Below are 26,303 nucleotides of genomic sequence, written 5' to 3' on the forward strand. Positions count from 1 at the left end.
GATCGCCGTAGCCCGGCACGATCCCCGGCCCCGGCGCATGGACCTGGTGATCGCTTCCATTGCCCAGGTCAGGGGACTGCCGCTCTTCACCCGCAGCGCGGAGGCCTTCGAGGGGCTCGAGGGGGTGCTCACGGTCATCGCGGTGTGACCGGCTGCCCCGCCCCGGCCCTCACCCCCGCCCCAGCACCACCGTTCCCGACGAGCAGAACCAGCCGCCCGTCCCCGAGGCCACCGCCAGCTCCGGCAGTCGGCCGCCCGCCCTGCGCACCTGGCGCCCACCCGCCTCGCCGCGCAGCTGCCGTACCGCCTCCACCAGCAGGAACAGTCCGCGCATCCCGGGGTGGCAGGCGGACAGGCCGCCCCCGTCCGTGTTGACCGGCAGCTCGCCCGTCAGGCCGGTCCGGCCCTTCTCCACGAACGCGCCGCCCTCGCCCTTCGCGCAGAAACCCAGGTCCTCCAGCGTCACCAGCGTCATATAGGTGAACGCGTCATAGATCTCGGCGAGATCGATGTCCGCGGGCCGCACCCCTGCCCGTTCGAACGCCAGGCGGCCCGAGACCGCCGCGGGGGAGACCGTGAAGTCGTCCCACTCGGACATGGCGGAGTGCGAGACGTGCTCACCCGTACCGAGGATCCACACCGGTTCCTTCGCCGTGTCCGGTACGTACTCCTCGGCGGCCAGCAGCACCGCGCAGCCGCCGTCGCTGCGGATGCAGCAGTGCAGCTTGGTGAACGGGTCCGCGATCACCGGCCCCGACATCACGTCGTCCACCGTTATCGGCTCACGGAACATCGCGTCCGGGTTGGCCGCCGCGTTCGCCCGTGCCTGGACCGCCACCTCGGCGAGCTGCTCCAGGGTCGTGCCGTACTCGTGCATATGGCGGCGGGCGGCCATCGCGTACTTGGCGATCAGCGAGTGCCCGTACGGCACCTCGAACTGGAGCGGGCCGCGCGCCCCGAAGGAGAGATTGGACGTCCGGCGGCCCGCCTTGATGTCCGCGCGTGCGGTCGATCCGTACACCAGCAGAACGGCATTGGCGTGACCCGCCGCGATGGCGTCCGCCGCATGGGCCGCCATCACCTCCCAGGTCGAGCCGCCGACCGCGGTGGAGTCCACCCAGGTGGGTTTCAGCCCCAGATACTCGGCGACCTCGACCGGGGCGAGCGTGCCGAGTCCGGCGGAGGCGAAACCGTCGACGACGGACCGGTCCAGACCCGAATCGGCCAGTGCCCGGCGGGCGGCCTGGGCGTGCAGTGCGTACGGCGTGGCCTCGTCGACGCGTCCGCAGTCGGCGAGGGATATGCCGACGACAGCGACCTTGCGGTGGGAAGAAGGCATGAATCTGACGGTACATCAGATAGTGAGCGCGCGGACCGCTCGGTGGGGCGGGATCTTCCCGGCTCCCCGCCGTGCGCGACTCTGGGAATCTCATGGATTCACCCCTAGCATGACGGGCCGTCAGATCAGAGGCCGAAGTCCTCTGAGGGGAAGGAGCCCGACGATGGATGCCGCCTTCACCGCGGAACAGGACGAGATCCGCCGCACCCTGCGCGAACTGCTGGCCAAACGCAGCGGCCCCGGCGACGTCAGGAGTGCCGTACGGACCGCCGACGGATACGACGAGACCCTGTGGCGACAGCTCGCCCAGGATCTCGGGCTGCCCGGACTCGCCCTCCCCCAGGAGTACGGAGGTGTCGGCTGCGGCCTCGCCGAGCTCGCCGTCGCCTGCGAGGAGACCGGTCGTGCCCTGCTGCCGTCACCCCTGATCGCCACCGCCGCACTCGCCGCGCCCCTGATCGCCGCCCTCGGCACCGAGGCCCAGCGCACCGCCCTGCTGCCGCGCATCGCCGCCGGCCGGCTGACCGCGACCCTGGCCGTCCCCGGCGGCTCGCTCGCCACCGCACTCGGCCTCACCGGTGACCCCACCGGCGGCGCCTGGGCGGGTGGCGGCCGGGCGGGCGGAATACAGGCCAGGCCGGTCGGCGGCGCGGAGGGCTGGCGGCTGTACGGGGAGGCCGCCCAGGTCCTCGACGGGCACAGCGCGGGACTCCTCCTGGTCGCCGCCCACACCGGCGGCTTCCCGCGCAGCCGTACGCTCCTCTTCCTGGTCCGCCCGGACACGGCGGCCGGAATCGTCCGCACCCGCCGGACCTCGCTGGACGAGACCCGCCCGCTGGCCCGCATCGAACTCCGTGACACCGAGGCCGAACTCCTCGGCGCGGACGACACCGTGGACGTCGTCGACGCGCTCGCCCCGGCAGGACGCGGGGCCGCCGCACTGCTCGCCGCTCAGGCGGTGGGGGCGGCGGCGAGCGCACTGGAGCGGACCGTCGAATACGTGAAGACGCGCGAACAGTTCGGCCGGGCGATCGGGTCCTTCCAGGCCGTGAAGCACCGCCTCGCGGATCTGTACGTACGGGTGCAGGCGGCCCGTTCCGCCGCGTACTACGCGGCCTGGGACCCGGCGGCCGGGGGCCTCGCACTCGCCCAGGCCCTGGAGGCGCTGCGGATCACCACGGCCGAGGCCGTCCAGCTGCACGGTGGGATCGGCTTCACCTGGGAACACGAGACGCATCTGTACTTCAAGCGGGCCGCTGCCGACGAACTGCTCTTCGGCCCCGTCCACCGGCTCCGCGACCGGGCGGCGGAGCAGGCCGGACTGTTCGCACCGCCGCACGGGCAGCCGTCCGCGTCCTCGGCATTCGCCACCCCGGGACCGACCGGGCAGGTGGCGGTCTGATGGCGCCCGGCGTCCGGCTGATCCAGAAGGTGTCCTCGACCCGCACGTTCGCGAGGATCGCCCCGCATGTCATACCCGCCATGGACCGTACGGTGCACCGGCTCACGCGCGGCAAGGTGCTGCTCAGCGCCCGGATGCTGCCGGGGCTGATCCTGACGGTGCCGGGGGCGAGGAGCGGGCAGCTCAGGAGCACTCCACTGGCCTGCATGCCGGAGAACGGGACGGAGCAGAGCTGGATCCTGGTCGGCAGCAATTTCGGCCGTACGGGGCATCCGGCCTGGACCGCGAACCTGCTGGCCGGTCCCGGCAAGGCCGTCGTCAACTGGAGGGGCCGGGACATTCCGGTGCGCGCCACACTGCTGCAGGGCGCGGAACGGGACGCGGTGTGGCAGACGGCGCTGAAGTTCTGGCCGCCCTACGCGACGTATCAGGCGCGGGTCGAGCGGGAGATCCGGCTCTTCAGGCTGGAACGGCAAGGTGACGCCGCGACCTGACGAGGCCGGACGCGGAAGCGGTGCGTGCGGACCGTGACTGTTGGTGATGCGCGAAAACCGTGCGCGGGATCGGCCGTCGGAGCGATCCGTGGAACGGTCCGGGTGCACCGACGGCGGACCACGTGCGTGGTCCGCCGTCGGTGAGACAGGACCTGGGGCGCCCGGAACTGCCGCGCGGTACCCAGTGGGGGAGGGGCCCGGTGCGGCGCTACTTGGTCGGCTTCCTGCCGGTGATGCCCAGATGTACCAACAGTGCGAGATTCGGCTTGAGTTCGGCCTGCTTCACGCCCCAGGTCGTAAAGCCCTTCTGGTGCGAGGCGACCGCGGCCAGCATCGCGACGAGCGAGCCCGCCATCGCGGCGGCGCTGACGTCCTTGTCGACCTTGCCCTTGGCCTGGAGCTCCTTCACCGAATCCGTAAGGGAGTTGGTGACCGAGTTCAGGATCTTCATACGGATCTTGTAGAACCGCTTGTCGCCCTCGGCCGCTCCGAGGTCGACCACTCGCAGGATCGCGTCATGATGTCGCCAGAAGTCGAGGAATCCCTCGACGAGTTCTTCGGCGGTCTGCCAGCCGGCCTTGCCGACCCAGGAGCGGCCTGCGACCAGTTCGGTCAAACCGGCACCCTCCTTGGCCATTTCTTCGGCGATTTCGAGGACGGCGCCCTCGACGTCGGGGAAGTATTGGTAGAAGGTCGCGGGTGAAGTCCCCGCCTTCCGGGCGACGTCGATGACTTTGACGTCCCGGTACGGCGAGGAACTGAGCATCTCGCTGAGGCAGTCGAGCAGCTTCTGCCGCGTCGCCTGTCCGCGTCGACCGGCCACGCGGCCGTCGACGGTGCGCACTTGTCCTGTCATGCCGTCAGCTTACCGAGGGGGGATCGGAGCGCGATTCGGCCGACTGCAAATGGGGAGCACCGCAGGTGGGGTGGGGGGAGTGGCCGGATATCGACGGATGCGCCCCACGGGGCGATAAGTCTTATCAACAGCCTGTGGATAACTTCCGTGGATAACTTTCCGTGAAGCCGCGGGCACGGGACCCCTCTATCGAAAATGAGTTCGATGCGGACGGGTCGGTGCGCGGTGCATGCCGCCCGCGGTTACGTTTGGTGTGGCGAGCGTCACTGCCATGAACTGTGAACGGCCGCGAACGACTGCGGACAACTGCGAACAAACCGCGAACGGCCGCGACCGACCGCGACGGAAGGACCCGGGCCCATGGCCGCATTCGCGCAATCCGCGCCGTGCTGGGTGGATGTGAAGCTTCCCGACCTCGAAGCGGGCAAGCGCTTCTACGGTGAGCTGTTCGGCTGGACCTTCCGGGCCTGCGACGGCCCGTGCGCGGACGCGCTCAGCGACGGGAAGCTCGTCGCCGCACTCGCCGCCAAGCAGGACGGCCGGATGCCGACCGCCTGGGGCGTCTACTTCGCCACCGATGACATCGTCGCGACCGTCGCCCGCATCAGGGAGGCGGGCGGTCAGGTGATCACCGACCCCGTGCGGGCGGGCGGGGCCGGAGCGCTCGCCGAGGCGGCCGATCCCGGCGGAGCGGTCTTCGGGCTCTGGCAGGCCGGTGACCGCGAAGGCTTCGAGAAGCGACACGAACCGGGCTCCTTCTGCTGGACCGAGGTCCACACCCGGCAGAAGGACCGTGTCGACGCCTTCTACGAGGAGGTCTTCGGCTTCCAGGGCACCGACCTCGACACCTCCGGCGCGGGTGAATCCGGTACAGCCGGGTCCGGCGTCGACTTCCGCATCTGGTCCCCGGCCGGCACGGAACCCGGACCGGACACCGCGGTCTGCGGGCGCAGCGTCATCACCGATGCCTTCCCGGCCGAGATGCCCAGTTACTTCCTCAACTACTTCGCCGTCGAGGACTGCAATGCCGCCGCCGGACACGCGGTACGCCTCGGCGGCCGCATCTCCGCGCCGCCCTTCGACATCCCGTACGGGAGGATGGCGGTCCTCCAGGACGATCAGAGTGCCGTGTTCGCCGTACTTCAGCCCCCTGTGTCCGGGAAGAGTGCAGAGTGAGCTGTGACACCCCGGTCCGCCCCCGGGTTCGCAACCGGAGCCTCAGCCAGGAACAATCGGGGTGCGCACCGCCGGGTGGTGCCCAGTGGTGAGACGCCGTACAGGGCGGGTTTTCGCGGGCTTCTGTTCCTGAGGCCCGTACGGGGAGGTGGCAGGGCAAGTGGTGGAGCAGCTGACGCAGCACGACCCGAGGCGGATCGGCCCGTTCGAGGTGCTGGGACGGCTCGGGGCCGGTGGCATGGGGCTGGTCTATCTCGCCCGCTCGGCTTCGGGCCGGCGGGTGGCGATCAAGACGGTACGTACGGAGCTCGCCGAGGACCAGCTGTTCCGGGTCCGCTTCACGCGCGAGGTGGAGGCAGCCCGGGCGGTCAGCGGCTTCTACACGGCCGCAGTGGTGGACGCCGACCCGCGGGCCGCCGTGCCGTGGCTGGCCACCGCTTATGTGCCCGCCCCGTCGCTCGAGGAGATAGTGAATGAGTGCGGGCCCATGCCGGTCCAGGCGGTGCGCTGGCTGGCCGCCGGCATCGCCGAGGCGCTCCAGTCGATCCACGGTGCGGGGCTCGTCCACCGCGACATGAAGCCGTCGAACGTGCTCGTCGTCGAGGACGGCCCGCGGGTGATCGACTTCGGGATCGCGTCCGGGGTCTCCAACACCCGGCTGACCATGACGAATGTCGCCGTCGGCACGCCCGCCTACATGTCGCCCGAGCAGGCGCGGGACTCGCGCAGCGTCACGGGCGCCAGCGATGTCTTCTCGCTCGGCTCGACGCTGGTCTTCGCCGCCACCGGCCATGCGCCGTTCCACGGCGCCAACCCCGTGGAGACGGTCTTCATGCTGCTGCGCGAGGGCCCCGATCTGGAGGGCCTGCCCGACGAACTGCGGCCGCTGATCGAGTCCTGCATGCAGATGGACGCCGGGCTGCGGCCCACCCCCGCCGATCTGCAGGCCCAGCTCGCTCCGCACCTCTTCGCCTCCGGCGGTGACGACAGCGGTACGGCTTCGGCATGGCTGCCGACCTCCGCCACCGCGATGATCGAGCTCCGCCGCGGCGGAGGCCGCAAGACCGCGGCTCCGGCGCCCGCTCCTGCCCCCGTGCCGCCGCCGCCCCAGCAGCCGCCCGGCGCGGACCGGGACACCGCCTGGCGCAGCGGCGCCGACCTGCGCTCCCCGGCCGCCGCGTCCGCGCAGCTGTCCGACGGGGGCGGCCCGGTGCGGCTGCCCGGTGCGAAGGTGCCGATCGGCCCCGGCCCGCGCGCCCAGGACGTACGGGCCACCGCCACGGCCACCGCGGACGCCGGTCCCGCGACCGGCTGGGTGCGCCCGCCCGCCGGGGTGAACGGCACGGCCCCCGCCGCCGCACCGGCCCCCTTGCCCGCGCCCGCGCACGCGCCCGAGACCGCGCCCCCGGGCCCGGACCGCTGGCGGCCCTGGCGGTTCCGGATGTCCAACGACGTCTGGGGGACGCCCGTCGTAGCCGGGGACCTCCTCTACGTCACGTCGTTCGAGGTGCATGCCCTGGACATCGGCAACGGGCGGCGCCAGTTCAAGACCCGGGACGTGGCCTGGGTGATGGCCGTCGAGGGCGGCCGCATCCACGCCTCCGACGGGCCGTCGCTGTACGCCCTGGACGGGGCGACCGGCGCCGAGCGGTGGCGGCTGCAGACAGATGCCTGGGTGTACTCCCTCAAGGCCGACCGCGGCACCGTCGTCACCGGCACCCGGGGCGGCGGCGTCCAGGCGTGGGAGGCGTCCACGGGCGAGAAGCTGTGGGAGAGCAGCGGCGTGCAGACCGACTTCGAGACGGCGGAGGCCGGGCCCGCGATCCACGACGGCACGGTCTACCTGTGGCAGGACGCCCGGCTGCGTGCCGTCGACGCCCGTACCGGCATCGAACGCTGGTCGTACCCCATCGGCGACGCGGCCTCCTGCGGCGGCGTGCCGGTCCGGGTGACCGCGGCGCCGGACGGTTTCGTGTACGTCAGTGCGGGGGCCCGGGTCCTGGCCGTCGACACCGTGTCCGGTCATGTCCGCTGGCACTTCGAGTCGCCCGCGGTCTTCCTCTCCCCGCCCGCGTTCGCACCCGGGCCCGCCGTCACCGGCGGTGGCGTGTACCTCGCCGACTACCTCGGCACGGTGTACGCGATCGACGCCTCGACCGGCAAGGACCGCTGGCGCATCGCCACGGAGGCCCGCCAGTCGATCGAACCGGTCCTGGTCACGGCCGGGAACGTCCATGTCGGCAGCGGCAGCGCCCTGTACACGCTCGACGCGGTCACCGGCACCCCGAAATGGCGGTTCGCGGCAGGCGGCGAGGTGGTGGGGGCCCCGGTGGTCGCCGACGGCCGGGTCCACTTCGGCTCCGCCGACCACGTCCTGTACACCCTGGACGCGGCGGGCGGCCAACTCCGCTGGAAGCTGGCGACGGGCGGCGAGATCACGGGTTCGCCCGTGGCTAGGGGCGGTGTCGTGTACGCGTGCAGCAAGGACCGCTGCGTGTACGCGCTGGATGCGCTGAAGGGAACGGGCACGGGCAACCGGCCCCGGACGTAGTACCTCGCCGGGCTCGTCCGGCCGCCGCTTCGTCCTCGAGCGCCGGACGGGCCTGATCGTGCCGACCGCGGTCCGTCATGCGTGCGGGGGCCGGTGGGAGTCGGGCCCCTCGTCCGGTACGACGGGGTACTGGGCCGTGTCAGCCGTGTCCTGGTCCCTCGGCCCGGTCACCGGATGCGGCGCCGTGTCCCGGTCCTCCGGGCCCGGGCGGCGGTCCGCCGGAGTGGGCCCGGTGTACGGGTCCGGCTCGGGCTCCGGCAACGTACTCGTCTGCACGGAGGGCCCCGGCTCCTGCGTGGGCGGCCACGTATCCGGATGCTCCGATCCGGGCGCCGCATACGGCTGGTCACGGCCGCCGCGGGCAGGCCGGCGCCCACCGTGCCGCCCCGGCATCACCACCGCACCCAGCAGCAACAGCACCGCGCCGCCCACCGCGTTCGCCACCCCCCACTGCAGCCCGGAACCGTCGCCCGCGACGGTCAGACTGCCCATCGATTCCCCCTGGCGCACCATCCACAGCACGGTGAACCCGAGCACCACCACACCCGCGGATGCGACCAGTAGACGCGACCGCAGCACCACACCGACCACCGCCAGCAGGGCGGCGAAGAGAAAGGCCAGGAAGATCGAGCCCAGCGGCCCCGGCCGGCTGCCGGTGACACCCGTGAACAGCTCGTCGATCCGGTAATGACGTCCCAGACGGCCGTCGTACCAGTCACGGAAGGGGCTCAGCACGGCGGCCGCCGCTCCGGCGAGAGCCAGGACCGAGCCGAGGACGTTGCGGACCATCATCGGCCTCCTGCAGGTGCGCGGACCGGCGTCGGGGATCAGCACCGCTCTCGGCCTCGACGCTACGCCCGGACCCTGACCCCCGCACCTTGCGCTAGCGTGTCGCGCGGTCGTTCGACAGCAGCAACAGCACATTCGGCAGCGACAACACGGACAACAACACAAGGGGGGCTGCATCGATGATGCGGCAGCACATAAAACTTTCCGCGGTACTGGTCGTGGTGGTACTCGCACTCACCGGCTTCTCGACCTCCAGCCACGGCGGCCGAAGCGGCAAGAGCAAGGGGTCGGGAAGCAGCAGCAGCGGCGGCGGCGGATGCTCCAACTCCAAGAAGAGCAACGGCAGCTACCACGACAACAGCTACGACAACAACGACAACGACTACGACTCGTCGAGCAGCTCCTCCGGCAATACCGACTACGGGACGCCGACCCCGAGCGCCACCGCTTCGGACGCGCCCCAGGCGTACGTCTTCCGCTGCGCCCAGCCCCGCAAGGGCAAGCGCAAGGCCGTCACCACCTCCACCGTCCGGCTCACCGCGAACGCCGTCGGCTCGCACACCTACGAAGTCGATGTGACCTTCCTCGACGCAGCGGGCAACACCGTCGACACCGGTGAGGCGAAGGTGGACGCCGAGGGTGGCGAGACCAAGACCGTCTCCGTGCGGATGGACAGCCCGCGCAAGGTCTCCCGGGTGAAGAAGTGCCGGGTCGAGGCCGAGCTGAGCTACTGACCTCACCGCATCCGGAACTCATTGCCGCCCCGCCTCAGGAACAACTCGGCCTGCCGCTCCGGCGGCAGGTTCCCGAGTGCGATGAGGTGCGGGGCGTGGGCCATGGCCTGCGCCCTGGCCGCCTCCTTCGCGGACCACACCGCCCGTACGGTCCCCTGCACCGCCCGGGTCGGGTACGAGGCGATCACTCCCGCTGCCAGCAGCGCCGCCGCCACTGCGCCGCCGGGTGCCGTCACCTCACTGACCAGCCCGGTCTCGTACGCCCGGCGGGCCGTGACCCGTTCGGCCGTACCCATCAGGGACATCCGGGCCACCTCGCCGAACGGCATCCGCTGCGCCATGGTGATCGCCTCGTACGCGCTGACCATGCCGTACGTCGTGTGCGGGTCGAAGAACGTCGCCTCCTCGGACGCGATGACGAACTCCGCCTCGCCCAGCAGATAGAACGCCCCGCCGCAGGCCATCCCCTCCACGGCCGCGATCACCGGCTTCCACAGGTCGTTCGCCTTCGGCCCGATCGCGATCAGCGGATCGTCGATCGTGTACGGGGACGAGGGTTGCGGCACTTCCACGCCCCGGTCGATCCCCGTACAGAAGGCCCGGCCGCCCGCACCGGTGACGACAACGGCTCGCACCCCGTCGTCGAATCGGAACGCCCGCCAGGCGGCGGTCAGTTCGGCGGCCGTCGCCAGGTCGATGGCATTGAGCTTCTCGGGCCGGTCGAGGGTGACGAGCGCGACCCCGGTCTCCTTGTCCGTCTCCGTCCGCAGCGCCATCACCGATCACCTCTCCAGCAGCCAACGCACCAGGGTCGCCCCGGAACCGGCCGGGCAGAACACCACCCGCACCGCCGCCCCGATCCGCAGCCGCCCCGGATCGACCGAGTCCAGCGGGGCGTCCGGGCCGCTCACCACATTCCCGACCAGCCGGATGTCCGGGGCGTCGGCCAGCTCGACCACGACGGCGTTGTACGGGGCCTGCGCGGCGTACGCGGGCAGCAGCGGCGGATGCGGCAGCACGTACGACCAGATGCGGCCGCGTCCGCTCATCGGCCGCCACTCGCTCTCGAAGGACTGGCAGTGCGGGCAGCACGGCCGGGGCGGGAAGCGGAGCCTTCCGCACTCCGGGGCGGCGCAGGCCTGGACGCGGAGTTCGCCGCGGGCCGCGTACTCCCAGAAGGGTGCGCCGTCCTCGTCCACGACGGGCAGCAGCAGAGCATCCATCCCGGTCAACTCCTCAGCAGTACGGCAGATGTGGGTACGCCCTCACCGGCGGTGACCAGACATGTCCCGGCGTTCGGGACCTGTGCGGTGGAGACGCCGCGCAACTGCTTCACACCCTCGTTGATGAGGTTGAAGCCATGCACATACGCCTCGCTGAGCCCGCCGCCCCCGGTGTTGATGGGCAGCCGCCCGCCGCTCTCCAGCGCCCCGCCCTCGGTGAACGCCGCGCCCTCGCCGCGCCCGCAGAAGCCGTAGCCCTCCAGGGAGAGCGGAATGAGCGGGGTGAACGCGTCGTAGATCTGCGCGACATCCACATCGTCCGGGCCGAAGTCGGCCTGCTTCCACAGCTGCCGGGCGGCCGTCCAGGCGGGTCCGGTGAGCGGGTCGTCGTTCCAGTAATTGACCATGCCGTGGTGCTGGGCGGGCAGCCCCTGGGCGACGGAGTGGATGTAGACGGGTTTCTGCCGACAGTCGCGGGCCCGCTCCGCCGAGACGATGACGCAGGCCAGCGCCCCGTCGGTCTCCAGGCAGTTGTCGAAGAGACAGAGCGGCTCGCTGATCCAGCGCGAGGTCATATACATGTCGCGGGTCAGCGGCCGCTCGTACATCACCGCGTCCGGGTTCTGGTTGGCGCGGTTGCGGCAGGCGAGTGCGACGTTGAAGAGATGGTCGCGGGTCGCCCCGTACTCGTGCATGTACCTGCGCGCCAGCATCCCGATCTCGTCGGCCGGCCGCAGCAGCCCGTACGGCCGGGTCCACTGGGCGGGAGTGGGCAGTTGCACGGCGGTGTTCCTCCAGGGCCGGGGCCCCGACCCCCGCTTCCGCGACCGCCAGGCGACACCGACGCTCGCCTGCCCGGTCGCCACGGCGGCGGCGAGATGCGCGATCGTCGCGCACGAGCCGCCGCCCCCGAATCCCACCTTGCTGAAGAAGGTGACATCGCCCGCCCCGATGGCCTTGGCGATCTCGACCTCGTCGGTCTCCTCCATCGTGTACGAGGCGAAGGCATCCACCTCCGAGGCGGCGATGCCCGCGTCGTCGAGCGCCGCGACGATGGCCCGACAGGCCAATGTCTTCTCGGATTCGGGCAGTTGCTTCGCGAAGGCCGTCTGCCCTATGCCGGCTATCGCTGTCACGTCCTTGAGTGCCGCCACCGCCACCTCCGAGACCGTCATGACTGCTGACAGCGGCTGAGGCTACAGCTAATCTGACGGATAGTCAGCTACTGTGTCAGGGAGGGTGAGCGATGCGCGGCGACGAGGAGTGGGGCAGCATCCCGAAGCTGGTCCGGGCGGCGGCGCGGCGGTACGGGGACCGGGAGGCGGTCGTCGAGGGCCGGACCCGGATCTCGTACGCCGAACTCGGCGACCGCGTCGAACGGGCCGCCGCCGCATGCATGGCCTCGGGCGTGGAGCCGGGGGACCGGGTCGCGATCTGGGCGCCGAACACCCTGGACTGGATCGTCTCCGCGCTCGGCGCGGTCACGGCCGGCGCGGTCCTGGTCCCCCTCAACACCCGCTTCAAGGGCACCGAGGCGGCGTACATCCTGGAACGCAGCCGGGCGAAACTGCTCTTCGTCACCGGCACCTTCCTCGGTACGTCGTACGTGGCGTCCCTGCGCCGGGCCGATGTGCAACTCCCGCACCTGGAAAGGGTGGTGGTGCTGGCGGACAGCGCCCCCGACGACTACGTCACCTGGAAGGACTTCCTGGCGGCGGGGGAGGGTGTGTCCGGAGCGGCGGTACGCTCCCGCGCCGACGCGATCGCCCCTTCGGCCCCTTCCGACATCATCTACACCTCGGGCACCACGGGCCGGCCCAAGGGCGCCGTCATCACCCACGCCCAGACCCTGCGCTGCTACGCGATCTGGAGCGAGCTGGCGGATCTGCGCGAGGGCGACCGCTATCTGATCGTGAACCCCTTCTTCCACACGTTCGGCTACAAGGCGGGCATCATCGCGTGCCTGATGCGGGGCGCGACGATGGTTCCGCAACCGGTGTTCAACGTGGACACGGCCCTGGCCAACATCGCCGCCGAACGCATCTCGGTGCTGCCCGGCCCACCCACCCTCCACCAGTCCCTCCTGGACCACCCGGCCCGGCGCGCCCACGACCTCTCCGCCCTCCGCCTGGTGGTGACGGGCGCGGCGGTGGTCCCCCTGCAACTGGTGGAACGCCTGCGCACGGAGCTCGGCATAGCGACGGTGCTCACCGCGTACGGCCTCTCCGAAGCGAGCGGCATCGTCACCATGTGCCGCCGCGGCGACCCGCTGGAGACGATCACCTCGACGTCGGGCCGTGCGATCGACGACACGGAGATCCGCGTCCTGGCCGCCCCCGGCACGCCCGGCGAGGTCCTGGTCCGCGGGTTCAACGTGATGCAGGGCTACTTCGAGGACCCGCAGACCACGGCCGCCACGATCACCGCCGACGGCTGGCTCCGCACGGGCGACGTGGGCGTCCTCGACGAGGACGGCAACCTCCGGATCACCGACCGGATCAAGGACATGTTCATCGTCGGCGGCTTCAACGCGTATCCGGCCGAGATCGAACAGCTCCTCGGCCTGCACCCGGACGTGGCCGATGTGGCGGTGATCGGCGTCCCGGACCCCCGACTGGGCGAGGTGGGCAAGGCGTACGCGGTGCGCAGGCCGGGCGCGACGGTGACGGCCGACGACCTGATCGCCTGGTCGAGGCGCGAGATGGCGAACTACAAGGTCCCGCGGGCGGTGGAGTTCGTGACGGAACTGCCGCGCAATGCGAGCGGCAAGGTGGTGAAGGGGGAGCTGCGGGGGCGGGAGGCCTGACGAGTCAGGCTGCTCCGGGGCTCTCGACCGGCAGCCCCGGCGACTGTGCGGATTCGACGAGCCGTTTGTCGTACACGACGAAGGCGATGAGTGCCTGTCCCAGTCCTTGCGCCGCGGCGAGGTGCAGCGCGTCGACCGAGCGGAGCCGGTTGCCGGGGGACAGCTGCCCTGCGCGGTCGAAGAGGAGCGGTGGCATCCGTACGAGCGCACTCTCGTCGAGCCATTCCTCGGCTTCGGCGGTGACATCTGCGCCCGCACCGACGGGCGCGCAGTGCGCGCCCGACCTCCGTACGCGTGAGGTCACACGTGGGGACGGTGGCAGACCCGTGGGTGGAGAGCCATGCCCTGAGCGCGGCGGTCGAACGTTGGTGCGATTGTGCTGACCGGGCGCAGACATGCAGCGGCCGCGACGGCTCCCCCTCCGCGCCGCCGCGGCCGCTCCCCCGTACCCCGTCGAATTCAGCTCTAGTTGGCCGGCTCCGCCGTCGCGTGCGTGTTGTCGGTCGTGGCCTCGGTCTCGCCCGTCGGAGCCACGGTGGCGTGGGTGTTGAGCGGCTTGATCTCGCCGTCCGTGCCCCGGACGTCGGGAACCGTCTCGCCCGTCGGAGCCGCGGTGGCGTGGGTGTTGAGCGGCTTGATGATCGGCTCGTTGCTCTTTGCGTCGCTCATGATCGTCTACTCCCGTTGGTGATTCGGCGTGCTGGGTCGGCAAGGCCCGCCCGGCTGTTCCCCCGTGGACTGCCGGACGGGCCTGTCAGGGCCGCTCACATTAGTGCCACGGCCGTCTGTCGCCCCGTCTGCCCCCCGACGCGACGGATCGACTGGAAAAGAGAGTGTCCTGCGGCGATAAACGAACGATGAACGGCCTGGCGGGAGCCGGTCAGGCGACTACGGCCGGGTGGAGGAGACTTCGTACATCATCGGCCTCCGGGGAACCGAGCGCCTCGAAGATGGCCAGGGCCTCGCGCCAGCAGACCTGGGCCCGGTCGGTCTGCCCGATGCCGGACAGTGCCCTGCCGAGGACTGTGAGGACATTACCGCGCCGCCATTCGCCCCCGATTCCGCGGAGAACAGTGAGCGCGATCTCGGAGTTGGCCGCGGCCTGCGCCGGGCGCCCGGCGGCGATGTCGACCTCGGCGAGACGGAACAGCGCCATGCCTTCGTAGAGTCGCTGGCGACTGTCCTTGAAGACTTGGTGCGCTTCCTTCAGGCTGTCGGCCGCGTCCTCCAGCCGACCGCTCTGCGTGAGTGCGAGGCCCAATGCGTAACGTCCGTTCGCCCCTTTGAGCGCGTGGTCCATCTCGTCGTACATCTCCGTGCCCTGCTGTGCGAGCGATACGGCACTGGCCGTTCGGCCCATGGCCAGGTGAACCCGCGAGAGGTTGCAGAGAGCGGCGGCTTCGCCGGGGCGGTCCTCGACTTCCCGGAAATGAGCTATGGCGCGAGTCAGATGCTCTTCGCCGTCCTTGTGACGGTTCTCGTAGAGCGCGATGATGCCGAGCAGATTTGATGCCCAGCAGGCGGGGAGCGGGTCCTGCGCGACGGCGGAGAGGTGAAGTGCGCGCCGACATTCGTGATCGGCCAGGTCGAAGCGACCGGAGACATGGTGCACATTGGCCAGAGTGATGAGCGCCCTGCCCTCCGATTTGGCGTCGCCGACCAGTTCGGCAGCCTTGCAGGCAGCAACGACTGTCGCCTCGTACTCCTTTGAATTCGCCCCGGATTCCGCCAGCTCGATGGCAGTCCAGAGCAGGTCGACGGCGTGGCGCAACGTCTGCCCGCCCGCGGACTGGCGGGCGCAGGCCAGCAGTGTTCCCGCCTCGGCGTAGAGCCAGTCCTGAGCATCGCGCCGGCTGGAGAACGCCAGGCCTGCGTAGGAGGTGGGCGCGAGGTGGTCGACCAGCGTGTCGCCCGGCTTCTCCATGGCGCTCACGCGCGCGACCGTCGCCAGATAGAAGTCCAGCAGTCGCGACAGCGCCAACTCCCGCCCCTTTGGATCCTGCTCGTCCCGTTCCGCGCAGGAACGCGCGTAGAGGCGCACCAGGTCGTGGTACCGGTACCTGCCCGGCGCCGCCGACTCCAGGAGGCTGGTGTCGACCAGGGCCTCCAACAGGTCTTCCGCCACATGGGCTTCCAGGTTGAGCAGAGCCGCCGCCGCTGCCAGGGAGATGTCCGGGCCGTCCGCCAGCCCCAGCAGGCGGAACGCGCGCGCCTGGGCCGGTTCCAGCTGGCCGTAGCCGAGTTCGAAGGTGGCCTTCACCGCGAGGTCGCCGGCCTGGAGTTCGTCCAGGCGGCGGCGCTCGTCGGCGAGTTTGGCGGCCAGGACGGAGACCGTCCAGGTGCGGCGTGCGGCCAGGCGGGAGGCGGCGATGCGGATGGCCAGGGGGAGGAAGCCGCAGGCGGCGACCACGTCGAGGGCGGCCTCGCGCTCGGAGTCGATGCGCTCCTCGCCCACGATGCGGGTGAAGAGCTGGAGAGCCTCCTCCGGGGACATCACGTCCAGGTCGACCAGGTGCGCACCGGCCAGGTCGACCATGCGGACGCGGCTGGTGACCAGGGCCGCGCAGCCCGCGGTGCCGGGGAGGAGTGGGCGGATCTGGGCCGCGTCGTGGGCGTTGTCGAGGAGGACCAGGATGCGGCGGCCGTCGAGCGTGGACCGGTAGAGCGCGGCGCGTTCGTCCAGGGAGTCGGGGATCGCCGAGTCCGCCGTGCCCAGCGCGCGCAGGAACGCGCCGAGCACCGTCTCCGGCTCCGCCGCCCGTGCGCCGGCGCCCTGGAGGTCCACGTACAGCTGACCGTCCGGGAAGTGCTGGCGCGCCTGGTGGGCGACGTGCACGGCGAGCGTCGTCTTGCCGACGCCGCCGATGCCGGCCAGTGCCGAGACGGCCATGACCGAACCCTCGGCGGTCGCCAGCCGGTCGCCCAGTCCCGTACGAAGTCGGCGCGGCCGGTGAAGTCCGGGACGGTGGCCGGGAGCTGGGCGGGACGCAGCGGTGCGGCGGCCGGGGCCGGTTCGTCGGCCGGGCGGGCCAGTTCCTCGTCGGCCTGCAGGATGCGCTGCTGGAGCTGGGAGAGCTCGGGGCGCGGGTCGACGCCCAGTTCGTCGGCGAGCAGCCGACGGGTGTCGGCGTACACCGCGAGGGCCTCGGCCTGCCGGCCGCTGCGGTACAGGGCGATCATGAGGAGTTCGCGCAGCCGCTCGCGCAGCGGATGCGCGGCGGTGAGCGCGGTCAGTTCGGAGACCGCCTCCGCGTGGCAGCCGACCTCCAGGTCCAGGTCGAGCCGGGTCTCGGTGAGCTGGAGCCGCCACTCCTCCAGACGGGTGCGCTGATTCTCGGCGTACGGGCCGGGCACGGAGGCCAGGGTCTCGCCGTCCCACAGGCCGAGCGCCTTGCTGAAGAGACTGCGGGCCTGGGCGCGGTCGCCGCCCGCGCGGGCCTTCTCCGCCTCGGCCACCAACTCCTGGGCCATGGTCAGGTCGAAGGCGTCGTTCCTGGTCCGGATCGCGTAACCGCCGGCGTCGCTGACCAGCGTCTGCGGGTCGAGGACCTTACGGAGCCGAGAGGCGTACGTGCGTACGGCGGCGAGCGCCTGCGAGGGAGGTTCCTCGCCCCAGATGGCGTCGATGAGTTCGGAGGCCGTGGCCGTGCGGCCGTCGCGCAGGAGCAGTGCGGTCAGCAGGGCGCGCTGCTGAGGTGAACCGGACGGCAGCGCTTCTCCGTCCCGCCAGGCCCGTACCGGGCCGAGTACGGAAAAGCGCAGATAGGTGCCGTCGGCCGACTGCTGCTGCGGAGCCCGTTGCCCCGGAACACGCACGCGTGGCCCGTGGTCGTCACGGTCCATTGATGCCCCCTGTCCTGCTCGCCCCGCCGGTCCTGCCGATCGTGCTGGTGCTGTCTGTTCCGGATCGCCCGCCCTTGTGCCGGTCCGGTGCGGGTGGATCCGGATTGTTCGGTACCGCTGGTATCGCGCTCAACAGTCTGCCTTGTTTTGGGCGGACACGTCAGCAGTGGGTGACTCTCTGCACAAGCCCTCGACAACGATTGTGGAACGGGGGCCGGTACAGATAGCTGACGGTACGTCAGATCAACGCTACCGTGGGAGGCATGGAGACCTTCCCGAAGATCATCTCGGTGGACGACCACACGGTGGAGCCCGCTCATGTCTGGCGGGACCGGCTCCCGTCCAAGTACCTCGACCGCGGCCCGCGCATCGTCCGCGCACCGCTCAAGGAAATGACCTTCATGGGCGGCAAGTTCGCGCCAGTGATGGGTGCGAAGGGCGACGACGGGCCGGTCGGCGACTGGTGGGTGTACGAGGATCTGCACCGCCCGCTCACCCGGCTCGACACCGCGGTCGGCTACGACCGGGACGAGATCAGGCTTGAGGTCATCACCTACGAGCAGATGCGCCCGGGTTCGTTCTCGGTTCCCGACCGGCTCGCCGACATGGACGTCAACCACGTCCAGTCCGCCCTCTGCTTCCCCACCTTCCCCCGCTTCTGCGGCCAGACCTTCACCGAAGCGAAGGACCGCGAGCTGGGGCTGCTCGGGGTGCGGGCGTACAACGACTGGATGGTGGAGGAGTGGTGCGGGCCCGAGGCGCGGGGCCGGCTCATCCCGCTCACCCTGATCCCTCTCTGGGACGCGCGGTTGGCCGCGGACGAGGTCCGGCGGAACGCGGCGCGCGGTGTGCGCGCGGTGGCGTTCTCCGAAATACCTCCGCATCTCGGCCTGCCGTCCATTCATACGGACGAGTGGGATCCGTTCCTGCGGGCCTGTGACGAGACGGGGACGGTGATCGCGATGCACATCGGCTCGTCCTCGAAGATGCCGTCCACCTCGGCCGACGCCCCGCCCGCCGTCGGGTCCACCATCACCTTCGCCAACTGCTGCTTCTCGATGGTCGACTGGCTGATGAGCGGCAAGTTCGAACGGTTCCCGAACCTGCGGATCATGTACGCGGAGGGCCAGATCGGCTGGATCCCGTACATCCTGGAACGCGCCGACGTGGTCTGGGAGGAGAACCGGGCCTGGGGCGGCGTCGCCGACAAGGTCCACCGTCCGCCGTCGGAGCTGTTCGCCGAGCACGTCTACGGCTGCTTCTTCGACGATGCCTTCGGGCTGAAGAACCTCGACTCGATCGGCGTCGGGAACGTTCTGTACGAGACGGACTACCCGCACTCCGACTCCACCTGGCCCAAGTCGCGCGAGGTCGGCGAGGCGCAGATGGGGCATCTGGACGCCGATGTCGTGGACCGAATCGTGCGCCGCAACGCGATCGACCTGCTGGGGCTGACGGACGACGGGCTGTGGGCGGGGTCCGGAGGACGGTAGGGGGTGCAAAGGAACGTGACACCCGAGGTGTGGGGTGTCACGTTCCTTTCAGCCTGCGGACGTCCGAAGGGGATCAGGCCCCGGTGACCGGCTCCTGGAGTTCCGTCACCCACTTGTCCTGGTCCTCGGGGCACTCCAGGCTGATCTCGCGGGCGTATCCCGCGGACCGGTAGCCGTTGGCGTCGATCCAGCGGGCCAGGGCCTGGGCCGTCGGCAGTACGCCGTCCATCGAACCCCGGTGGATCACGGTCGCCGCCTCGAACGGGGGCAGCTCGACCACCGTGATTCCGGTGTCGCCGAGCGGGCCCACCGGGGCGGCGACCGTCACCCCGGCGTGGACGACGACCGCGCCGCCACCCTCCGGAGCGTCCTCGTAGTGTGCGATCCCGGGGCCGCTCGGCGCGACGCCCACCGTGCCCAGCAGCGGGAAGAGCCGGTCGTACAGCGGGCCGATCACCGGAGTGATGTCCTCCGGTTCGTAGCTCGCCGCGGTGCCGGTCAGCTCGGCCACCCGTACCGCGGCAACACTCTTGACCACCACATCGTCCGCAGACATGCGTCCCTCGCTCTCGATCGACCGGAGCCTCGCCTCGACCTGCGCCAGCCGCGCGGCCGCAGCCGCCATGGCCTCCTCCAGCTCCGCCCGCCGCAGCCGCAGCATCCCGCGCAGCTCCTCCGATCCCACCTGCTCGTCGAGGACGGCCTGCACCTGCTGGAGCGTGAAGCCGAGATCCTTGAGGGCGATGATGCGGTTGAGGCGTGCGAGCTGGGCGGCTCCGTAGAAGCGGTAGCCGGTGGCGGGGTCGGTGCGGTCGGGGTGCAGGAGCCCGATGGCGTCGTAGTGGCGCAGCATCCGGGCCGACACCCGCCCGTACCGGGCGAAGTCTCCGATGGTGAACATGATGTCTCCCACTGCACTGCTTCACACGGTGTCAAGGTCAAGCATCGCAGCGTCCCGATGCCGCCGAGAGGGGAAAAGACGGGAGAGAAGGCAGGAGCCCCGCTCCTCCGTCGAGACGGAGGAGCGGGGCTCCTTGGGTACTACTAGCCGGCCGCGATCGGCCGACCCGGGCAACTAGGCCGGGGTGACGTTCTCAGCCTGCGGACCCTTGGGTCCCTGAGTGACGTCGAAGTTCACGACCTGGTTCTCCTCGAGGGAGCGGAACCCGGACGCGTTGATCGCGGAGTAGTGGACGAAGACATCCGGGCCGCCGCCGTCCTGGGCGATGAAGCCGAAGCCCTTTTCAGCGTTGAACCACTTGACGGTTCCGGTAGCCATAAGCCCTCCTTGGGCCAAAGGGTTGCCCTGCTCCAGAACCTGCAAAGAAGTCTGAAAACTACAAAAGCCTGCGGGTTACATGCTCCGCAGGCTCTGTACTGCAAGGGAAACCAAACTGCAACTTGCGTCGAGCCTAGCACGCAGTGTGTACGGAAGGGTAGAGGGAAAGATCACTTCACCCGGATGTTTGATAGCTGTGCCGATGAGCTGACGAAGTGGGCGTCCCGGAGGGTGTTGTGGAGGCGCCTTCAGGCGGTACGGGGGAAGGCTTTGGCGCGCTCTCCGGGGCGGTATCGGTGCGCCCCGGGAGTGGGGTCGGGTGACGCCCCGAGTACCCGGTGCCGTCCGTGCGGCACCACGGGTCTAGCCTCGCGATGTGGACAATTCAACCGTCTCAACTGTCGCAGGCGACGGCCGTCGCAGCCGGCCGCGCGTCGGCCACATCCAGTTCCTGAACTGCCTCCCCCTGTACTGGGGACTGGCGAGAACCGGAACCCTGCTCGACCTGGAGCTCTCGAAGGACACCCCGGAGAAGCTCAGTGAGCAGCTGGTCAGGGGCGATCTGGACATCGGTCCCGTCACGCTGGTGGAGTTCCTCCGCAACGCCGACGACCTGGTCGCCTTCCCGGACATCGCGGTGGGCTGCGACGGGCCCGTCATGTCGTGCGTGATCGTGTCGCAGGTGCCGCTGGACCAGCTGGACCGGGCCCGGGTGGCGCTCGGTTCGACCTCGCGCACCTCCGTGCGTCTGGCGCAACTGCTGCTCGCCGAGCGGTACGGGGTCAGCCCGGACTACTACACCTGCCCGCCGGACCTCGGCGTGATGATGCAGGAGGCGGACGCCGCCGTGCTGATCGGTGACGCCGCGCTGCGCGCCAACCTGCACGACGCACCCCGGCTCGGTCTCCAGGTCCACGACCTGGGCCAGATGTGGAAGGACTGGACCGGGCTGCCGTTCGTCTTCGCGGTCTGGGCGGCCCGCAAGGACTATCTGGCGGCCGAGCCCCACCACGTGAGCAAGGTGCACGAGGCCTTCCTGGCCTCGCGGGACGTCTCCCTGGAGGAAGTCACCAAGGTCGCGGAGCAGGCGGCACGCTGGGAGGCCTTCGACGCGGAGGTGCTGGAGCGGTACTTCACGACCCTGGACTTCCGCTTCGGCCCGGACCAGCTGGCGGGCGTACAGGAGTTCGCGCGCCGGGTCGGTCCGACGACCGGCTTCCCGGCGGACGTGAAGGTCGAGCTGCTCGGCGGCTGACCGGGCGGCGGGGCGGGATGCCGGACGTGCGCCGAGTGCGCCGTGCGCGGGAATGGCCGGGGCTATAGGGGAATCCTGTTCCCCCTGCGGTTGATATCTCTTCACGCTCCCGCTCTCGCCCCTTCTCCTGGCCCGGCTATCGATTCGGGTCAATACGCGTCGAATAGTCGATTCCCGGATGGTGTCCGGGGAGAGTGCCGGTCGTGTTCCGGAATCGCTCGGGTGAACGACGCATTCACGCCTTTTGTTGTGTCGAAAGCCGTTGTTCGTTCCCTTGGGGGTGAAATCGGCGGATGGTTTCCTCTGTGACCCGATGACCTTCGCCCCTAGGCTTCGGTCGGAGGTCAGGCCGGTCCACAGGGGGAGTCCATATGCAGCCGCTGGAAGCCGGCGAACCGCTGACCATCGGTGCCTACCGACTGCTCGGCAGGCTCGGTGCGGGCGGAATGGGCCGGGTCTATCTCGGGCGCAGCGCGGGCGGACGTACCGTCGCGGTCAAGGTCGTGCACCCCCACTTCGCTCTCGACGAGCAGTTCCGGGCCCGCTTCCGGCGGGAGGTGGACGCGGCACGGCGGATCGGTGCGCAGTGGACGGCGCCCGTCCTGGACGCCGACCCGGACGCCCCCATTCCATGGGTCGCCACCGGCTATGTGGCCGGGCCCCCGCTGTCCACCGCGGTCGCCGAGCACGGGCCGCTGCCCGAGCACGCGGTGCGGACGCTGGGTGCCGGACTCGGGGAGGCGCTGGCCGCGGTGCACGAGCAGGGCCTCATCCACCGCGATGTGAAGCCGTCCAACGTGCTGCTCGCCCTCGACGGCCCCCGGCTGATCGACTTCGGGATCGCCCACGCCATCGGTGCCACCGCCTCGCTCACCTCCACCGGGGTCTCCGTCGGCTCGCCGGGCTACATGGCACCGGAGCAGATCCGGGGCGTGGACATCTCGGGAGCGGCCGATGTCTTCTCGCTCGGCGCGGTGCTCGCGTACGCGGCGACCGGTACCGCCCCCTTCCTCGGCGACTCCTCCGCCGTACTGCTCTACAAGGTGGTGCACGAGGAGCCCGAGCTGGGGGAGCTGGAGGGGGAGCTGCGGGACGTCGTCGCCGGGTGTCTGGAGAAGTACCCGGAGGACCGGCCGACCCCCACGGAGCTGGCCCGGCAGCTGGCACCGGGCGGGGCGGCGGCGCTCGTGGCGGCGGGCTGGCTGCCGGGACCTCTGGTGCGCGAGGTCAGCCGGGCGGCGGTCGCACTGCTGGACCTGGAGCCGCAGGACGCACCGGTGCAGTCGGGGCCGGTGCCGTTCAGCAGCGCGGCGTGGGGCGCGAACGGCGCCGACGGCGGGCGTGGTGCGGGCGGTGGGTTCGGTCCGCCGATCGAGCCGTTCCCGTCGCATGGACCGCCCCGGCCGCCCCGGCCGAACGGGCCGCCCTCATGGCCCGCGACCGCCGGTACGGCCGAGCCGGCCGGGCCGTCGAGGCCGACCGGGTCCTCCGGGCAACGTACGCCCGACACCCGTTTCTCCGTCACCGTCAGCGCGGACTCCGCCCCGGCCCGCCCCGATGCGAACCGCGGCCGCAGGCTGAGCTGCACCGTCGCCCTCGCCGTGGCGGGCGCCCTCGCCGCCGTGACCGTGGGCAGTGCGTACCTCTTCGATCTGATGCCGGGAGGCGGCGACGGCGACACCGCCGAGAACGGCGGTGTCGGCCACACCCCGCCGGCCGCCACCTCCTCCGAGCAGCCGTCGCAGCCATCGGACTCGGGTACGGGTGGCCCGGAGCAGATCAGCGAGCTCCCGAAGGCGTTCATCGGCACATGGAAGGGCCCGATCACCGAGAAGACCTCCGGGCAGTCGCACGGCACGCTCACCGCCGTGTTCACCGAGGGGAAGAAGGGCGCGGACGTGGTCCGTATGACCACGGAGGTCAGCGCTCTCGGACTGACCGTCCGCTGCAACAGCGTCGCCAGCCTCTCGTCCGGCACCGACAAGGAACTGACGCTCCGGGAGCGCGCCGACCCGGAACGCCCCGGCGACCCGACCCTCTGCACCTCCACCACCACCGACGTCCACTTCACGCGCGCCGCCGACGGCACCCTCCGCTTCCGGTCCGAGGAGGGCGGCGCGGGACGTCCGTACGGCACGCTCACCCGGTCCGGCAGCTGACGCCGGCAGGGGCTGGCGTAGGGTGAACCGGTCCGTAGATCCGTTGAAAAACCGCCGAAAGGTGACAGCCCGGTGACCGAGAAGGCCGACCTTCAGCCCATCCTCGACCGAGCCGCCGAGGGCGGTCGGATCACTCCGGAGGAGGCGCTCGACCTCTACCGGTCGGCGCCGCTGCACGCGCTGGGCGCGGCCGCCGATGCCGTACGCCGACGCCGTTACGCCGGTACGGAGCACATCGCGACGTACATCATCGAGCGCAACATCAACTACACGAACGTGTGTGTCACGGCCTGCAGGTTCTGCGCCTTCTACGCCGCGCCCAAGGACACCGCCAAGGGCTGGTCCCGCGACCTCGACGACATCCTGCGCCGCTGTGCGGAGACCGTCGAACTCGGCGGCACGCAGATCATGTTCCAGGGCGGGCACCACCCGGACTACGGCGTCGAGTACTACGAGGAGCACTTCTCCGCCATCAAGAAGGCGTTCCCGCAGCTCGTCATCCACTCGCTCGGCGCCTCCGAGGTCGAGCACATGGCCCGGATCTCCAAGGTCTCCGTCGAGGAGGCCATCCAGCGCATCCACGCCGCCGGTCTCGACTCCTTCGCGGGAGCGGGCGCCGAGCTGTTGCCGGCCAGGCCGCGCAAGGCGATCGCCCCGCTCAAGGAGTCCGGTGAGCGCTGGCTGGAGATCATGGAGGCCGCGCACCGCCTCGGTGTCGAGTCCACCTCCACCATGCTGATGGGCACCGGCGAGACCAACGCCGAGCGCATCGAGCACCTGCGGATGATCCGCGACGTACAAGACCGGACGGGTGGCTTCCGCGCGTTCATCCCGTACACGTACCAGCCGGAGAACAACCACCTGAAGGGCCAGACGCAGGCGACGCTCTTCGAGTACCTGCGGATGATCGCCATCGCCCGGATCTTCCTCGACAACGTCGCGCACATCCAGGGCTCCTGGCTGACCACCGGCAAGGAGGTCGGCCAGCTGTCGCTGCACTACGGCGCCGACGACCTCGGCTCGATCATGCTGGAGGAGAACGTCGTCTCCTCGGCCGGTGCCAAGCACCGCTCCAACCGCCTCGAAATCATCGACCTGATCCGCAAGGCGGGCCGGGTTCCGGCGCAGCGTGCCACGACGTACGAGCACCTCGTCGTCCACGACGACCCGGCGAACGACCCGGTCGACGAGCGCGTCGTCTCGCACATTTCGTCCACTGCGATCGAGGGCGGCACGGCCCATCCGGAGCTGAAGCTCCTGAACGCCAACTGAGGCAGTTGTGCTGACCGTTCATGCCGCGCCGCTGGTTCTTCCGGTTGGCGCGGCTGCCGTTGCGCAGGGTGCGGTGGCCGTGGAGGGCGACCGGATCGTCGCCCTCGGACCGTACGACGAGGTCGTGGCCGCCCACCCCACGGCCCGGGTCCGCACATGGCCGGGCGTCATCACGCCGGGACTGCGGCAGTGGCACGGGCTGTGGTTGCTCACCCGCTGTTACCACCCCGACCCGCGCGAGGCGGACGCGCTCGGCGACCAGCCGCTGTGGGGCGAGGCGTTCGAGCGGCTGGTCGGTGAGATGGACGCGACGCGGCGGGCGGGCAGTGTACGGCGCGGGCTGCAGCAGATGCTGCGGTACGGCACGACGCACCTCGCGGGCCGCTTTCACGACCCGGCCGTCCGCACCGCTGTCGCCCGCTCGGGTATGACGGAGGTCTCGGCCGTCGGCGCCCCCGGCATCCTGGTCGGCGAACCGAGCCTGGACCCGTTCGTGGAGGGGGACGATCTGCCCGGTTCCGTGCACGGCCCGCTCATCGTCGGCGGCCGCGCCGACCTCGCCGTCTTCGACGTACCCGATGAGGCGGCGCTGTGCGCGGCGGGGGCGGGGCGGTGCGTGGCCACGGTGCTGGGCGGGCGGCTGGTGTACCGGCGGCGCTAGCCAGTGCCCCTCCGGAGCCGGACGCGCCCGGAATCCGGGCATCCGTGCTTGTCACGGCACGGACGGGCCGCGTATGTATGTGCCTGCGGCTGTGTACGGCCACGCATTGGCGACGCACCCCTTCAGCCCGTTGATCTGCTGCATCATCGCGGGGGCGGGGCGGCCCTTGCCCGGGCAGGTCTCATGGCCGTGGCCCAGCCAGTGGCCGACCTCGTGATTGATGATCAGCGCCCGGTACTCGGCCAGCGGCCCGTCGAACTGCGGTGACCCCCGCATCCACCGCTTCAGGTTCACCACGACCGTGGTGCCGACACGGCAGTTGACCTCGCCGTGTGTGTCCAGCCCGTACGCCCCGCAGAGCCGGTCGACGGTGTCCGGTGTCGCGATCCGGATCACCAGACCGGCCGGGCCCGAGTCGACCTGCCGGAACGCGTCGTGCCCGGTGCGGGTCCAGCCGCGCGGGTCGCCGAACACCTCGGAGATCGCGGCCGCGGCGGGACGTGTGGCCAGACCGGTGCCCCGCTCCACCTCGACGCGGTAGCGGTGGACGGTGCCGGTGCCATGGCTGCCGGTGCCCGCAGCGGCGGCGGTGACGAACGTACCGGAGCCATGTCCGGGCACAAACCCGCGCGAGGTCCGGGACCCGTCCGCCCGCTTCCTCGGCTCGGGCCTCTTCTTCGCCCTGCGTTCCTTCCCGGCGTCGGAGGCGGCACCCGAGGCGGAGGGGAGCGGACGGCCGGGCACGGAGCGGGAGTCCGGCCCGGGGGCCGAGGCCGGGGACGACGACACCGCCACCCGGTCCGACGGGGCGTCCGCCACCGCAGACGCCCCGTCACCGCCGCCCCACGGCCCCCACACCAGCGCCCCGCAGAGCAGCGCGCCCGGCACCAGCAGGGCGCCCATCACTCGTATCCGGGTCCGTCGGCGGCGTGCCCGCCGGGTTGCAGCACGACCACGGCCCCGCCCCCTGC

Annotated in this window: 22 protein-coding genes and 1 pseudogene; 11 read left to right on the forward strand and 12 right to left on the reverse strand. The window is 70.8% G+C overall.

All coding sequences use genetic code 11. The features are described from left to right. Positions 1-169: 169 nt before the first annotated feature. Entirely contained in the window at positions 170-1,339 is a 1,170-nt protein-coding gene (locus tag IEZ15_RS06080) for a thiolase C-terminal domain-containing protein (RefSeq protein WP_189274853.1), read from the reverse strand. Between the two features lie 163 nt (positions 1,340-1,502). Between IEZ15_RS06080 and IEZ15_RS06085 the strand changes: the two genes are divergently transcribed. After that, positions 1,503-2,741, forward strand: a complete 1,239-nt coding sequence (locus IEZ15_RS06085; protein WP_189274855.1) for an acyl-CoA dehydrogenase family protein — start codon at positions 1,503-1,505, stop codon at positions 2,739-2,741. Beyond that, positions 2,741-3,235 carry a nitroreductase family deazaflavin-dependent oxidoreductase gene (locus tag IEZ15_RS06090; protein WP_189274857.1) on the forward strand — a complete coding sequence of 165 codons (495 nt, stop codon included), beginning with the start codon at positions 2,741-2,743 and terminating at the stop codon, positions 3,233-3,235. The genes IEZ15_RS06085 and IEZ15_RS06090 overlap by 1 nt, the downstream gene beginning before the upstream one ends. Before the next feature lie 208 nt (positions 3,236-3,443). Here IEZ15_RS06090 and IEZ15_RS06095 read toward each other — a convergent pair whose 3' ends face one another. After that, positions 3,444-4,091 carry a TetR family transcriptional regulator gene (locus IEZ15_RS06095; RefSeq protein WP_114245998.1) on the reverse strand — a complete coding sequence of 216 codons (648 nt, stop codon included), beginning with the start codon at positions 4,089-4,091 and terminating at the stop codon, positions 3,444-3,446. A gap of 360 nt (positions 4,092-4,451) precedes the next feature. Here IEZ15_RS06095 and IEZ15_RS06100 point away from each other — a divergent pair, with 360 nt between their 5' ends. Together IEZ15_RS06100 and afsK are read left to right on the forward strand one after the other, a co-directional pair. Then, a complete protein-coding gene (locus IEZ15_RS06100) occupies positions 4,452-5,267 on the forward strand; it encodes a VOC family protein (RefSeq protein WP_189274860.1) in 816 nt (271 codons plus the stop codon). 160 nt (positions 5,268-5,427) lie between these two features. Continuing rightward, entirely contained in the window at positions 5,428-7,818 is a 2,391-nt protein-coding gene (gene afsK / locus IEZ15_RS06105) for a protein serine/threonine kinase AfsK (protein ID WP_189274862.1), read from the forward strand. Positions 7,819-7,893: 75 nt separating this feature from the next. Here the strand turns inward: afsK and IEZ15_RS06110 are convergent, their stop codons facing one another. Continuing rightward, a complete protein-coding gene (locus tag IEZ15_RS06110; RefSeq protein WP_189274865.1) occupies positions 7,894-8,607 on the reverse strand; it encodes a hypothetical protein in 714 nt (237 codons plus the stop codon). Positions 8,608-8,786: 179 nt separating this feature from the next. Between IEZ15_RS06110 and IEZ15_RS06115 the strand changes: the two genes are divergently transcribed. After that, positions 8,787-9,341, forward strand: coding sequence for a hypothetical protein (locus tag IEZ15_RS06115; RefSeq protein ID WP_189274867.1), 555 nt, complete (start codon positions 8,787-8,789; stop codon positions 9,339-9,341). 2 nt (positions 9,342-9,343) lie between these two features. Here the strand turns inward: IEZ15_RS06115 and IEZ15_RS06120 are convergent, their stop codons facing one another. From IEZ15_RS06120 to IEZ15_RS06130, 3 genes are read right to left on the reverse strand one after another with little or no spacing between them, the layout of a single operon-like run. Beyond that, entirely contained in the window at positions 9,344-10,117 is a 774-nt protein-coding gene (locus IEZ15_RS06120) for an enoyl-CoA hydratase/isomerase family protein (RefSeq protein ID WP_189274869.1), read from the reverse strand. Positions 10,118-10,123: 6 nt separating this feature from the next. Continuing rightward, positions 10,124-10,564, reverse strand: coding sequence for a Zn-ribbon domain-containing OB-fold protein (locus IEZ15_RS06125; protein ID WP_189274871.1), 441 nt, complete (start codon positions 10,562-10,564; stop codon positions 10,124-10,126). Positions 10,565-10,569: 5 nt separating this feature from the next. Beyond that, entirely contained in the window at positions 10,570-11,718 is a 1,149-nt protein-coding gene (locus IEZ15_RS06130) for a lipid-transfer protein (RefSeq protein ID WP_114249230.1), read from the reverse strand. 92 nt (positions 11,719-11,810) lie between these two features. On the opposite strand from IEZ15_RS06130, the gene IEZ15_RS06135 reads away from it, so the two are divergent. Beyond that, the gene (locus IEZ15_RS06135) at positions 11,811-13,370 is read left to right on the forward strand and encodes a FadD3 family acyl-CoA ligase (RefSeq protein ID WP_189274874.1); all 1,560 of its coding nucleotides are present in this window, start codon (positions 11,811-11,813) and stop codon (positions 13,368-13,370) included. 4 nt (positions 13,371-13,374) lie between these two features. Here the strand turns inward: IEZ15_RS06135 and IEZ15_RS06140 are convergent, their stop codons facing one another. The 3 genes and pseudogenes from IEZ15_RS06140 to afsR form a co-directional block, all read right to left on the reverse strand. Then, a complete protein-coding gene (locus tag IEZ15_RS06140) occupies positions 13,375-13,674 on the reverse strand; it encodes a PIN domain-containing protein (protein WP_189274876.1) in 300 nt (99 codons plus the stop codon). 161 nt (positions 13,675-13,835) lie between these two features. After that, entirely contained in the window at positions 13,836-14,039 is a 204-nt protein-coding gene (locus tag IEZ15_RS06145) for a hypothetical protein (protein ID WP_114246005.1), read from the reverse strand. A 211-nt stretch (positions 14,040-14,250) separates the two neighbouring features. Continuing rightward, positions 14,251-17,213, reverse strand: a pseudogene (gene afsR / locus IEZ15_RS06150) (SARP-family global regulator AfsR). Positions 17,214-17,476: 263 nt separating this feature from the next. Between afsR and IEZ15_RS06155 the strand changes: the two are divergent. Continuing rightward, positions 17,477-18,706: an amidohydrolase family protein gene (locus IEZ15_RS06155; protein WP_114246007.1), complete on the forward strand. Its 1,230-nt coding sequence runs from the start codon at positions 17,477-17,479 to the stop codon at positions 18,704-18,706. 73 nt (positions 18,707-18,779) lie between these two features. On the opposite strand, the gene IEZ15_RS06160 is transcribed toward IEZ15_RS06155, so the two are convergent. Further along, complete coding sequence (locus IEZ15_RS06160) at positions 18,780-19,607, reverse strand: MerR family transcriptional regulator (protein ID WP_189274878.1); 828 nt, start codon at positions 19,605-19,607, stop codon at positions 18,780-18,782. Positions 19,608-19,781: 174 nt separating this feature from the next. Continuing rightward, positions 19,782-19,985, reverse strand: coding sequence for a cold-shock protein (locus IEZ15_RS06165; protein WP_003967102.1), 204 nt, complete (start codon positions 19,983-19,985; stop codon positions 19,782-19,784). Positions 19,986-20,361: 376 nt separating this feature from the next. Between IEZ15_RS06165 and IEZ15_RS06170 the strand changes: the two genes are divergently transcribed. The 4 genes from IEZ15_RS06170 (at position 20,362) to IEZ15_RS06185 (ending at position 25,332) form a co-directional block, all read left to right on the forward strand. Beyond that, on the forward strand, positions 20,362-21,240 hold the full coding sequence (locus IEZ15_RS06170) for a menaquinone biosynthetic enzyme MqnA/MqnD family protein (protein WP_114246008.1): 879 nt from the start codon (positions 20,362-20,364) through the stop codon (positions 21,238-21,240). A gap of 371 nt (positions 21,241-21,611) precedes the next feature. Next, complete coding sequence (locus IEZ15_RS06175; RefSeq protein WP_189274880.1) at positions 21,612-23,399, forward strand: serine/threonine-protein kinase; 1,788 nt, start codon at positions 21,612-21,614, stop codon at positions 23,397-23,399. A gap of 72 nt (positions 23,400-23,471) precedes the next feature. Next, positions 23,472-24,671: a cyclic dehypoxanthinyl futalosine synthase gene (gene mqnC, locus IEZ15_RS06180; protein WP_114246010.1), complete on the forward strand. Its 1,200-nt coding sequence runs from the start codon at positions 23,472-23,474 to the stop codon at positions 24,669-24,671. Positions 24,672-24,678: 7 nt separating this feature from the next. After that, positions 24,679-25,332: an imidazolonepropionase-like domain-containing protein gene (locus IEZ15_RS06185; protein ID WP_189274883.1), complete on the forward strand. Its 654-nt coding sequence runs from the start codon at positions 24,679-24,681 to the stop codon at positions 25,330-25,332. A 51-nt stretch (positions 25,333-25,383) separates the two neighbouring features. Here the strand turns inward: IEZ15_RS06185 and IEZ15_RS06190 are convergent, their stop codons facing one another. Then, positions 25,384-26,235: a DUF3152 domain-containing protein gene (locus tag IEZ15_RS06190; RefSeq protein WP_229845761.1), complete on the reverse strand. Its 852-nt coding sequence runs from the start codon at positions 26,233-26,235 to the stop codon at positions 25,384-25,386. Positions 26,236-26,303: the final 68 nt, after the last annotated feature.

The organism is Streptomyces atratus, assembly GCF_014648655.1.
In the GTDB taxonomy this organism is placed as follows: Bacteria; Actinomycetota; Actinomycetes; order Streptomycetales; family Streptomycetaceae; genus Streptomyces; species Streptomyces atratus.

Bases quoted from the DNA above. Each gene is read 5' to 3' on its own strand.
- IEZ15_RS06080 (WP_189274853.1), bottom strand. From the start codon at position 1,339: ATGCCTTCTTCCCACCGCAAGGTCGCTGTCGTCGGCATATCCCTCGCC.
- IEZ15_RS06085 (WP_189274855.1), top strand. From the start codon at position 1,503: ATGGATGCCGCCTTCACCGCGGAACAGGACGAGATCCGCCGCACCCTG.
- IEZ15_RS06090 (WP_189274857.1), top strand. From the start codon at position 2,741: ATGGCGCCCGGCGTCCGGCTGATCCAGAAGGTGTCCTCGACCCGCACG.
- IEZ15_RS06095 (WP_114245998.1), bottom strand. From the start codon at position 4,091: ATGACAGGACAAGTGCGCACCGTCGACGGCCGCGTGGCCGGTCGACGC.
- IEZ15_RS06100 (WP_189274860.1), top strand. From the start codon at position 4,452: ATGGCCGCATTCGCGCAATCCGCGCCGTGCTGGGTGGATGTGAAGCTT.
- IEZ15_RS06110 (WP_189274865.1), bottom strand. From the start codon at position 8,607: ATGGTCCGCAACGTCCTCGGCTCGGTCCTGGCTCTCGCCGGAGCGGCG.
- IEZ15_RS06115 (WP_189274867.1), top strand. From the start codon at position 8,787: ATGATGCGGCAGCACATAAAACTTTCCGCGGTACTGGTCGTGGTGGTA.
- IEZ15_RS06120 (WP_189274869.1), bottom strand. From the start codon at position 10,117: ATGGCGCTGCGGACGGAGACGGACAAGGAGACCGGGGTCGCGCTCGTC.
- IEZ15_RS06125 (WP_189274871.1), bottom strand. From the start codon at position 10,564: ATGGATGCTCTGCTGCTGCCCGTCGTGGACGAGGACGGCGCACCCTTC.
- IEZ15_RS06135 (WP_189274874.1), top strand. From the start codon at position 11,811: ATGCGCGGCGACGAGGAGTGGGGCAGCATCCCGAAGCTGGTCCGGGCG.
- IEZ15_RS06145 (WP_114246005.1), bottom strand. From the start codon at position 14,039: ATGAGCGACGCAAAGAGCAACGAGCCGATCATCAAGCCGCTCAACACC.
- IEZ15_RS06155 (WP_114246007.1), top strand. From the start codon at position 17,477: ATGGAGACCTTCCCGAAGATCATCTCGGTGGACGACCACACGGTGGAG.
- IEZ15_RS06160 (WP_189274878.1), bottom strand. From the start codon at position 19,607: ATGTTCACCATCGGAGACTTCGCCCGGTACGGGCGGGTGTCGGCCCGG.
- IEZ15_RS06165 (WP_003967102.1), bottom strand. From the start codon at position 19,985: ATGGCTACCGGAACCGTCAAGTGGTTCAACGCTGAAAAGGGCTTCGGC.
- IEZ15_RS06175 (WP_189274880.1), top strand. From the start codon at position 21,612: ATGCAGCCGCTGGAAGCCGGCGAACCGCTGACCATCGGTGCCTACCGA.
- IEZ15_RS06190 (WP_229845761.1), bottom strand. From the start codon at position 26,235: ATGGGCGCCCTGCTGGTGCCGGGCGCGCTGCTCTGCGGGGCGCTGGTG.